The organism is Rathayibacter sp. AY2B5, from assembly GCF_002931645.1.
Lineage (GTDB): Bacteria > Actinomycetota > Actinomycetes > Actinomycetales > Microbacteriaceae > Rathayibacter.
This window is the reverse complement of sequence record NZ_PSUE01000025.1, coordinates 40,654-49,736: the sequence shown is the minus strand read 5'-3', so window position 1 is coordinate 49,736 and position 9,083 is coordinate 40,654. Positions and strand designations below refer to the sequence as shown.

Here is a 9,083-nt window from a genome sequence, read left to right as displayed (position 1 = left end):
CTCCCACTGCTGCACAGGAAGGCCCCACCATGACCACCACGACCACCGCACCCCGCCCCGCCCACCGCTTCGACCCGTACCAGGACGACCCGACGCTGCGCGCCGCCGAGGTCGCCGTCGACGCCGCGGCCGCGTCCGGGGACGCCGACGCGACCGCGGCCGCAGCGCGAGCGCTGATCGTCGCCGCGGCCGCCTACGGCTGGCCCACCGCGACCGCCCTCGTCTTCAAATACGAGACGACCGGCCCCATCGCCCACGTCTGGGGACTGTGGAAAGTCCTCGACGCCGACCGCCAGGTCCTCCGCGAATGGGACGAGGAGCCGGGCGACATGACCGATGAGTCCGAGGAGGAACTGATCGCCCTCGACCTCATCAGCAACCGTCGCGCGACCCTCGACTACACCGACTTCGGAAAGCCCATCGGCTCCACCACCCTGATCCTCCACACGCTCACCCTCTGAGCGCGTGCGCGGGCCGACCCGAAACGGGCCGGCCCGCACGAGGGGGAGAGCCCCCTCGACCCCCCGGCCACGCACGTGGAACGGCCAAGCGCGCTCGGGCGGTAGTCAGCGGCGAGGACGCGGCTTGTACTTCTTCCCCGCCCGGATGTTGCGGTTCTCGATCACCCCGACCACCGCCAGGCCGGCGGCCACGGCGACGATCAGCACCCACCCGAGCACGTTAAACCACTCACCGGTGAACGCCGCGTAGGTCTGCTCGCCGGCGATCGCGAAGAGCATGAACGACAGCCCGAACCACACCATGCCGTTGCTGATCAGCGCAGCACGCGCGAGCTTGGTCCGAGGCTTCGACATGCGCCCACCCTCCCACCGGACCCTGGACCTGTCCACGGGGCCGGGGCGGTTCTAGGGTGAGCGCATGAGCACCCCGACGCCCCGCGAGCTGCTGGCCGTTCACGTCGCCGCCGACCCCTCCGGGATCACCGCGACCTTCACTCTGGGCGACCCGCTCGAGCTGCCACAGCCGGTGGGATGGTTCACCTACGGCATCGAGCTCACCGGCGCCGACGGCGCCACCGTGAAGCACTTCGGCGTCCGCCTCTCCGACGAAGATACGAAGGCGTTCGTCTTCGAGTTCGAGAGCGCCACCCAAGCGAACTACGACGCCACCCACGTCACCGACCGCGGCGCCTCCCTCGTCGCCCGGTTCCCGGACTCCTCGCTCGGCGCCGACGCGATCGGCACCGTCACCGGGTTCGCCACCATCGAGGGGGAGGATGTCGCCGCAGGCGCCACCGTGCAGTTGCTGCGCTGACGGCTTACTCGTCGGACTAAGTGAGACACGCTCGCCGGCGATGGTTGGGAAAAGGGCTCCAGGTCGATTCCAGGGCGTGGTCCGCGCGATACCTACGGCTGAGGACGCATTTTCGGTCGACCCTGCAGAAATCGTTCGTCAGATCGCCACTGAGCGCCGCGCGACCGCGGGCGATCTGGGATGATGGACCTCAGGACGTCGAGAGCAGGTCGGGCTCGGCGCCCCCGGACAGACAAAAAGCTCAGAACCGGTGGAACGGCCTGAGCTTCGTCTGTTCGCCAGTCGGTGAACGTTTTGGGAAGTGGAATTTCCCGGAAGAACTACCGGAAATACTACGCGGCAGCAAGTTATCCACAAACCCACGGCGCACCCCCGGGCGTGTCGCGAGTTATCCACTGCCTCGGCCGTGGAGCGCGGGTGACCCTGCCAAACCAGGCGCCACCGTCCTTCGTGAACTCGACCAGTTCTACGGAGGACAGCATGAGAGGCACGACGTGCGCTCACTGCGGCGCCTCTCCGCGGACACGCTTCACGGTGAGGTTGGCTGTTTCGGCAGTCGTCCAGATCGTGTTGACGGTCGGGAGATGGTTGCTAGGGCTCTAGGCCCAAGAGGCTCCGCACCTTCGGGTGCGGGGCCTCGTGCTCTCTGTGCTGAGCGGCAGGCTTCGACACGCAGGGGGGAGGGGCGCAACGTCCGCACCCGCCGCCATACGCTCTCGAAATTACGTACGAGTCACGGCGTGTCGCTGATCGAACGTTCTTGCGAGTGGATGTAGTTTGTCGCCCACCCGACTCCGAAGCGGTGGCGACCTCGATTCGAGGCTCATGAAGATTCGCGTCCACGAACTTGCCGTCGAGCTGAAGCTCCCGTCCCTTCAAGTCGTCCTTCTTCTTCACGACATCGGGATCCACGTCAAAGGTCCGAGCAGTTCGCTCGATGATGCCGACGAGGCCACCGCACGACGACTGCTTCCGGCGAAGGCCGCCCGGTCACAGTGGTCCGCGGATCCCACCACGAAGAAGCGCCCGCTGACCGAGTATCAGCTCTACGAGCGCAGCGGATTCGCCACCTACTCCGAATGGTGCGCGGCACGGAAGGTCGCTGAGGCGACCTACCAGAGTCGGAAGGCGGCGGCCGCGCAGTCGTCCGAGATCTACGAGGCGGCACGCAATGCCCGCCGCGAAGCGGACCGCGCCCGCTGGAGCGACCCCTTCGATCGACCATCGACCACACCTCGCTCCAAGCATCTGCCCTTCGTGCACGGAGGAGCCCCCGGGCTCGGAAAGCGCCGCTAGCGGAAGCTAGGAGCCGTCAGTGAGGCGTGGCTAGTGCGCGGCTTCGTATGCCTCCTGTACCTGCGCTGAGATGCGGCCACGAGGAGAGACCTCGTGGCCGTTCTCGGCCGCCCACTCCCGAATCGCCTTCAACCGCTCCGGGTCGCTCTTCTGGCGAGCGGGAGTAGAGGACCCGGAGCTGCCGTCTCGGCGCACGCGGCGGCCGGCGGCGACGTACTTCTCGAACACGTCGCGCAGCGCGGCGGCGTTCTCCGCCGACAGATCGATCTCGTAGTTCGCGCCATCGATCGAGAAGGCGACGGTTCCACCATCACCCTCGATCGCAGAGCCGTCCAGGTCATCGATGAGAGTCAGCTTCTGTGCCATAGGGAGTCTCCAACTAGGTAAAGGCGGTCGCTCGTTTCTAGCACGCCCACCAGTTGGCTCATCGCATCCCAGGGCGGACGCTCATTACGCGCTGGAACGCGAAGGCGAGACGCCTACTCGTCCATACCCCGCCCGTGCGCCCGATCGTGGTCCAACCGATAATCCAGGTAGCCGCGAAGCTTCTCGGCAGTACGGGCGTAAGCGAACGCCTCAGCACCGCTCGGCGTGTACTCGCCATGAGCGACCCTGTTGCGAAGTTCAAGGAGACCATTCGCTGAGAGGAACGTGTTCGGCTCGATGAGACGCCTGTGCTGGAGCAGCTTCAGGACCGAGCCCCCGTTACGCGTTGCGCTTGACGGAAGGGTTTTGCCTACGTCGGCATTCTCCGTGAGTAGCCGCGTGAGCAGGACTTGGATGGCCTGCCACTCTCGCAGAATCGTCCCTGACGGGTCATCTACCGAGATCGGCGGTTCGATCGGCTCCGGCACATCCGTGATGGGAATGCCGGCCAGGTCGAGGGCGTCATCGGCGCTCTCATCGGATTTTTCGATCCCGTCAGTAAAAGTGCCCTCCACCCCCGGGAGCCTTGAAATGCGTCACTCGGCGTAGCAGCTCAACGATGGACGTCCGGTAGTACAACGCGATGCCTGCCACAACGAGCGGCCACAGAAGCTCGTGTAGTAACGCAACCGTGAACTCGAACCCATCCATGCCGTCAGCCTGACAGGTGTTGAGAGCGCGGGTGCCATATTTCCGAAGTCAACGGGACCGAGGACTCAATTGGCGCAGGCAGTAGGCGGGAGAGGGTCGAGCAGGTGGGGTCCAGTGTTGCGGACGCTGTTCACGTCGCGGGACACCTCGTGGTGCTCGAGGTCATGCGCGACCGCGTACGACTCCCGGTCGAGCAGCTGCATCAGAGCGTCGACGTCGAGGTGCCCGCCGAGCCAGTCGTCGTAACCGTCCGGCGTGATACACGCCGGCACCCGGTCGTAGACCTCGCCCGGCGCCACATGCGAGTCGCGGGTGATGATCGCCGTCGACAGCCGCCACTTCTCAGGCTCGTCCTCCGCCTTCGACGGATCCGGCCACGCCGACACGACGCCCGCCATCGCGAGGGCCGCGTCGGGCTCGTAGATGAAGTGCGGCTGCTTCCCCGTTTCGGTCACCGTCCACTCGTAGTAGGAGGCCGCCGAGATCAGCACCCGGGACGTCGCGAATGCCTTCCGGAACATGGGGGACGTTGCGACCGTCTCGATCCGCGCGTTGATCGGCTGCGGCCGCTGCTTCTTGAAGTCCTTCGCCCACACCGGCACGAACCCCCAATGCGCGTCCGGCGCCGACCGCTCACCGTCGCGCTCACGCACGACGGTCACCGGCGACGTCGGCGCCACGTTGTAGTTCGGCCGCAGACCCCCGAAGTCGCCCGAGACGAGGTTTGGCAGTAGAGCCGCCGTGGAGTCTTTGACGACGAAACGACCACACATGGGCTCAGCCTACGAACGACAGGGCTCTTGTGTGCAATGACACTGGCGCACTATTGCTTGTTGGCCAACTCGATGAGCCCCGCGACAACGGCAGGGGCACCAAACACTGCTGCGAACAGTGAGCACAGCGCTGCGAGGTCTTCAAACCATGCCACTTGCTGCGGTGTGAGCTTTGACGCGCGAGCCATCGTCGCAAGAGCCTCTTTACAGAACACCAGTCCCGCGGCGACGAACGCCAGATGCACAAACGCCAATTGCACCTGGGCCAGCTGCGAGAGCAGATATACGACGACGACCAGCGCCACCAGAATGAATAACGCTCGCGTCTTCGCGTTTGCCGCAACCCACTTGACGGCTGCTAGGAGCCGCTGCAACTTGGTTAGGTTCCCTGCTGCCGTAGGTGGCGCTGGCGTACTTGCCGTCTCCTCCCACGTTCCACTTGTCGTCACACCTGATGCGTCCGTCGTTGTCCATGAGCCGCTCGTGGCTGGTGAAGTCATGGGGAGAAGATACCGAAGAAGATGACGGCTGCTGGCGTGAGGACCTGCGATCGACACGAGGGCAGGGGCGCAGATCACCGAAGTCGTCGGACCAGATTCACGACGAGTAATACCGCGTCTGCCGCCATACCCGCTGAACGCCGGTCGCCGTTCCTGCGGTGCTTTGTGGCCTGAGCGAGCTCGATGGTTGCGCGGACGACTTTGCGCAGCTCGGCGTTCTCGGACCCGGGTAGTTCGACGTCGATCACTCGCCCAAGACGCGCTTTTGTGTTGGGGACCGGCGGCTCATCGGCGTCAGGCTCGCCATGACGTATGTGCTCGTAGGAGGCCGCGGAAAGGGCTTCGAGCGCGGCCACCGCGTCGTTCCCAACGTTTGAGTAGTCCTGCTCCGACCGAGCCTCCCGGAAGTGTCGCCGCATCTCGTTTAGCTCCTCGTCGACACGCTGCCAGCCTGTGGCCTTCCGCGGCGAAATGGGATCGGCCAGCGCTCCGGCGAGCGAGTCCGTCTCGCGGGCGTCGAGCGTCTCGTGAAGCGCGCCGAGCTGGTCGTCAAGCATGCTCCGCCTGGCCTGCCAGCTGCCGTACCCATCATGCGCATTCCAGTACTTGCGAAACGTCTCGAAGTCGCGGAATGGCGGATCAAAAGTGTCGATACCGAGCCGCATGAGGACCGCCTTCAATGCGCGGATGAGCAGGCGCGAGTCGTCATTGCTGAGCGGTCATCCACCGGTGCCGTAGGCCTCGTACTCATCGTGCATGACCCGGGCGAGCGGCACTGCGACCTCCACATCCTCGTGCTCCGGATTCGGTCCGCGCAAAAGCCCCTCGAGGAGATCTACGTCAAGCGCGGACTGTTGCGTCACCTCCGAGCCCCAAGCGTTCGAGACCACTTCCTGACCCGAGAGGTAGAAATCCCACGTACGCATGCGCCCACCCTAACCAGCCGCACCCAGCGCGCTGATCAACCTGAAAGAGCGGTCGATCCGGCGCAAGTTTGACTGCTGATGGTGTCCGTAAGGGGATCGTCGTCCGGATGGTGAAACTACCTACTACCATTCGGCGTCCGGTAGTGGTCCCCTGCTGAACGGTGCGGGGAGGACGCCCGTTGCTCTTACTGGTCGAGCCGTCGAGCGAAGTGATGGGCGGTGATGTCCATCCGTTCGCGCAGGTAGAAGCGATGTGCCTCGAAGCGTTGCACGCCGGAGTCGAGCTCGATCGCGCTGCACCTCAGTTCCCGACCGCGCTCCGCCAGCGCGGTTAGGAGTGCCGCGCCGTGGCCGTGGGATCGCTCGGCGGCGGCGGTGGAGAGGTCATCGATGTAGAGCTTCCTGATGGCGCTCGTGTTGACGACTACTCGCCAGCCGGCGACAGCCACGCAGCGATCGTCTTGCAGTAGAGCGGTGAAGCGGAGACCTTGGGGCGCGCCTTCTCGCAGTACCAGCTCGAGCAGTTCGTCAGTGAGATGGGGGCGCAGCTCGCGGAGGACGGGAAGGGCGGTCGCCCACCGCGCGTCGCCGGGCTTTAGATCAATGATCACGGCGAGGAGACTAGCGCTCGCGTCGTCCCGACGGAGCTGGTCTAGTGAGCGTCCGATAGGGGATCGACCACCGGACGCCTTGCGCCTCCGGCGCGAGGCGGAGGATGACCGGCTGATCGTTGACGTTTTGCACTGCGGCTAGTGCGCCGCGGCGGTCCAGTTCGTACGCTCAGCACATGACTGTTCGAGGGTACGCGCGGAGTCGACGTCGGCAGCTCCTGTTGTGGGTTCTGGCTTCGCTGGTGGTGTTTGCGCTGGTGACTCTTGTTGTCGCCTTCGTGGCAACCCAGCTCAATGCTTCTGCTTTCGCCAGACGCCCGGAGATCGAGAACTGGGCTGACCCGAGCAGGGGAACATTCACGCTCGGGCTGGGGTGGGGCTTGGTCGCCGCCGCAGTCACCGTCGCGGTCGGCGTCACCGTCGATCGTCTGCGGATGCGCAGCGCTAGGTAGAACGACGTCCCGTAAGGGGGTCGTCAACCGGTCGCACGCGAGTTGCGTGCGCCGCCGCGGCGTGGCGCGGGCGGGGCCGTCTCGTTAGACCTGTCCGGTGGTGATTCCGCTGAGGGGGCGTGAAACGGGGCAGGGAAGGCCGAGCGCCAGGCCGGCTTGTCTATCCCGGGTTGGGTGGTTGCGGGGCTGTGTCGTTGAGGCGGCGATAGTAGGCGACGTCGAGCGCGCTGAGGTGGGTGAGGAGGCGTCCGGCGCGGTCGTGCATGGTCATGGAGCCGTCGTGGAGGCTCGCGATGGCGCCGACGCGGTGCAGCATCAGCACTGTGTCGAGGCGTTCGGCGTAGTGCAGTTCCAGGAAATACACCAGCGGCGGATTGCCGGCCCGGCCTGGGGTGAAAAGGGCGGTGGGCTGGTGTCGGGTGACGCCGGTGTCGCGGTTGAGCTCGCGGAAGATGTACCGCTCGCGCAGCCACGGCCCACCGAGGATCATCGCGACGAGGACGACGACCCCGGTGATGACGAAGGGGTTGAGAAGAACGGCGAGGTCGTTGCCGGTCATCATCCGAGCATGTCCCGGGGGCGGTCGCGGTCCTCGGCTGCTTCGGTGTCCGCGGCCAGCTGCGCGACTCGCGCTTCGATGTAGACGGTGCGCATCGTGGCGTCATGGTCGAGTTGCAGGACTTGCAGGAGGCGGTGCAGTTGTACGGTGCCGGCCGAGGTTTTGCCGGTCAGGATGCGTCGGACGGTGCGCGGTCGGAGCCGTGCGAACACGGCTACCTTCTGTGCGCTCCAGCCCTGCGCCTGCACGGCTGTGGTCAGTACCGTGCCGAGCGCGGTGTCAAAGTGCTGGGGCGCCAACCCGATGAAGTCCACTCAGCCAGGCTAGCCATGCGATTCGTACGCGAACGTGGGTTCAGAGGACGGGTGGTGGCGACCCGTCCGGTGGGGAGCCAGGTGGCGGGGCGTCTAACGAAGCAGTTGGAGCCGCTCGTCAGGTTCGGTCGTTCGTCGTTTCGTCGTCGCCTGTTCGGTCTGGCGAGTTGGGGGTGCGGAGGGGCCAGGCGGGCCACCAGCCGTTGTCGAGTTGGCGCAGGGTCGTGGTGGCGTGTTCGAGGTCGTCGGTGGTGAGGTCTCTGTCGGGGGCGCCACTGCTGCCGGTGTAGCCGCTGCCGTCAACGGCGTGGAGCTGGGTGTGCAGCCACCGGCGACTTCCGAGGGGGTACGTCTCGCGGAAGCCGCCCGCGGCGATGGAAAGGACGGCTTCTTCGAGGCGGTCGGCGGCGGTTTCTGCTGATTCGTCGCAGGCATCGCAGGAGCAGTTCGGCAGGGTGGCGCGGAAGAAGACGCCTGCTTCCACTTGGACTGATTCGTCGGTTGCAGTGACGGTGATCGGGGTTCCGGCGCGAGGCTGCAACCGGATCTGCTGTGTCCCGTCGTGGTCGAGGTGGCGGACGTCGACGGAGTACCAGCGGTGGAGGTAGTCGGCCAGGGCGTCGACGTCATGGCGTAGGGGTGCGAAGCGTTCTGGGTGGGAGACGCGGGAGTACGCGTCGTCAGGTGGGTGGTGGTCGGGCCAGCGCTGCCCGTATTCGATGACGTGGCCGTTGTCGTCGCGGAACTCGATGGGAGGGAAGGCGGCGCGTTGGAACGGAACCGGTGGAACCGTGAACGGCGGTGGAGTGACATCGTGAGCGAGCGCGGTGATTTCGCGGTCGTCGAGGTCTTCTTGATCCCAGGTGGACAGCATCTCGAGGAACGGTTCCCGCTGCTCGGGACGCTGCACCATGGTTCGCACGAGGGCGGCGACCGGAATGGAGCGGACGTTCGTCCCGATTTCCGGCTCGTTGGTGACTCGCCAGGTCGCCGCGGGATGCACCACCGCGATCACGTTCCCGACGAACCGGGCTGCGGCGTCGGCAATCTCTGGCGTCGTCAAGGCGGTCGGATGCTTGGCCAGGAAGAGCCACACTCCCGACACGTCACCAGCAAGGCTCTCTGGGTCCACGCCATGGCGTTGCAGGAACTGAACGAAGAGATCGAAGCCGTCGACAAACCGCACAGGAGTCGGAAGCTCTGTTGCGGGCCGGAACGTCGCAATCGCGGACGAACCCAATTCCGGCATCGACCCGATCTCGCCAGGGAACATCTGTGTTGTCATCAGCTTCCTCCCGCG

Annotated in this window: 15 protein-coding genes; 4 read left to right on the top strand and 11 right to left on the bottom strand. The window is 65.6% G+C overall.

All coding sequences use genetic code 11. The annotated features are described in order from the left end of the window. Positions 1-461: hypothetical protein (locus tag C5C30_RS17780; RefSeq protein WP_219827805.1), on the top strand; the 461-nt coding region annotated here is incomplete at its 5' end. 105 nt (positions 462-566) lie between these two features. On the opposite strand, the gene C5C30_RS14230 is transcribed toward C5C30_RS17780, so the two are convergent. Continuing rightward, positions 567-815: a hypothetical protein gene (locus C5C30_RS14230; protein WP_104233598.1), complete on the bottom strand. Its 249-nt coding sequence runs from the start codon at positions 813-815 to the stop codon at positions 567-569. Positions 816-879: 64 nt separating this feature from the next. Between C5C30_RS14230 and C5C30_RS14225 the strand changes: the two genes are divergently transcribed. Both C5C30_RS14225 and C5C30_RS14220 read left to right on the top strand, forming a co-directional pair. Beyond that, entirely contained in the window at positions 880-1,275 is a 396-nt protein-coding gene (locus C5C30_RS14225) for a hypothetical protein (protein WP_104333976.1), read from the top strand. Between the two features lie 825 nt (positions 1,276-2,100). Next, positions 2,101-2,571 (top strand): translation initiation factor IF-2 N-terminal domain-containing protein, encoded by a 471-nt coding sequence (locus C5C30_RS14220; protein ID WP_104333975.1) that lies wholly within the window; start codon positions 2,101-2,103, stop codon positions 2,569-2,571. A 30-nt stretch (positions 2,572-2,601) separates the two neighbouring features. Here the strand turns inward: C5C30_RS14220 and C5C30_RS14215 are convergent, their stop codons facing one another. From C5C30_RS14215 to C5C30_RS14185, 7 genes are all read right to left on the bottom strand, one after another. Next, the gene (locus tag C5C30_RS14215) at positions 2,602-2,937 is read right to left on the bottom strand and encodes an Lsr2 family protein (RefSeq protein ID WP_104333974.1); all 336 of its coding nucleotides are present in this window, start codon (positions 2,935-2,937) and stop codon (positions 2,602-2,604) included. A 113-nt stretch (positions 2,938-3,050) separates the two neighbouring features. Further along, on the bottom strand, positions 3,051-3,512 hold the full coding sequence (locus C5C30_RS14210; RefSeq protein ID WP_104333973.1) for a hypothetical protein: 462 nt from the start codon (positions 3,510-3,512) through the stop codon (positions 3,051-3,053). Between the two features lie 201 nt (positions 3,513-3,713). After that, entirely contained in the window at positions 3,714-4,421 is a 708-nt protein-coding gene (locus tag C5C30_RS14205; protein ID WP_104333972.1) for an SOS response-associated peptidase, read from the bottom strand. A gap of 50 nt (positions 4,422-4,471) precedes the next feature. Continuing rightward, a complete protein-coding gene (locus tag C5C30_RS14200) occupies positions 4,472-4,726 on the bottom strand; it encodes a hypothetical protein (protein ID WP_104333971.1) in 255 nt (84 codons plus the stop codon). Positions 4,727-4,995: 269 nt separating this feature from the next. Next, positions 4,996-5,586 (bottom strand): hypothetical protein, encoded by a 591-nt coding sequence (locus C5C30_RS14195; RefSeq protein WP_104333970.1) that lies wholly within the window; start codon positions 5,584-5,586, stop codon positions 4,996-4,998. A gap of 54 nt (positions 5,587-5,640) precedes the next feature. After that, the gene (locus C5C30_RS14190) at positions 5,641-5,847 is read right to left on the bottom strand and encodes a hypothetical protein (RefSeq protein WP_104333969.1); all 207 of its coding nucleotides are present in this window, start codon (positions 5,845-5,847) and stop codon (positions 5,641-5,643) included. Positions 5,848-6,032: 185 nt separating this feature from the next. Then, complete coding sequence (locus tag C5C30_RS14185) at positions 6,033-6,458, bottom strand: GNAT family N-acetyltransferase (RefSeq protein ID WP_104333968.1); 426 nt, start codon at positions 6,456-6,458, stop codon at positions 6,033-6,035. Between the two features lie 176 nt (positions 6,459-6,634). On the opposite strand from C5C30_RS14185, the gene C5C30_RS14180 reads away from it, so the two are divergent. Then, a complete protein-coding gene (locus tag C5C30_RS14180) occupies positions 6,635-6,910 on the top strand; it encodes a hypothetical protein (protein WP_146076966.1) in 276 nt (91 codons plus the stop codon). Positions 6,911-7,070: 160 nt separating this feature from the next. Here C5C30_RS14180 and C5C30_RS14175 read toward each other — a convergent pair whose 3' ends face one another. The 3 genes from C5C30_RS14175 to C5C30_RS14165 form a co-directional block, all read right to left on the bottom strand. Then, a complete protein-coding gene (locus tag C5C30_RS14175) occupies positions 7,071-7,469 on the bottom strand; it encodes a hypothetical protein (protein WP_104227088.1) in 399 nt (132 codons plus the stop codon). Further along, complete coding sequence (locus C5C30_RS14170; protein ID WP_104227089.1) at positions 7,469-7,783, bottom strand: helix-turn-helix domain-containing protein; 315 nt, start codon at positions 7,781-7,783, stop codon at positions 7,469-7,471. The genes C5C30_RS14175 and C5C30_RS14170 overlap by 1 nt, the downstream gene beginning before the upstream one ends. 118 nt (positions 7,784-7,901) lie before the next feature. Beyond that, positions 7,902-9,068, bottom strand: a complete 1,167-nt coding sequence (locus C5C30_RS14165) for a DUF6226 family protein (protein WP_104227090.1) — start codon at positions 9,066-9,068, stop codon at positions 7,902-7,904. Positions 9,069-9,083: the final 15 nt, after the last annotated feature.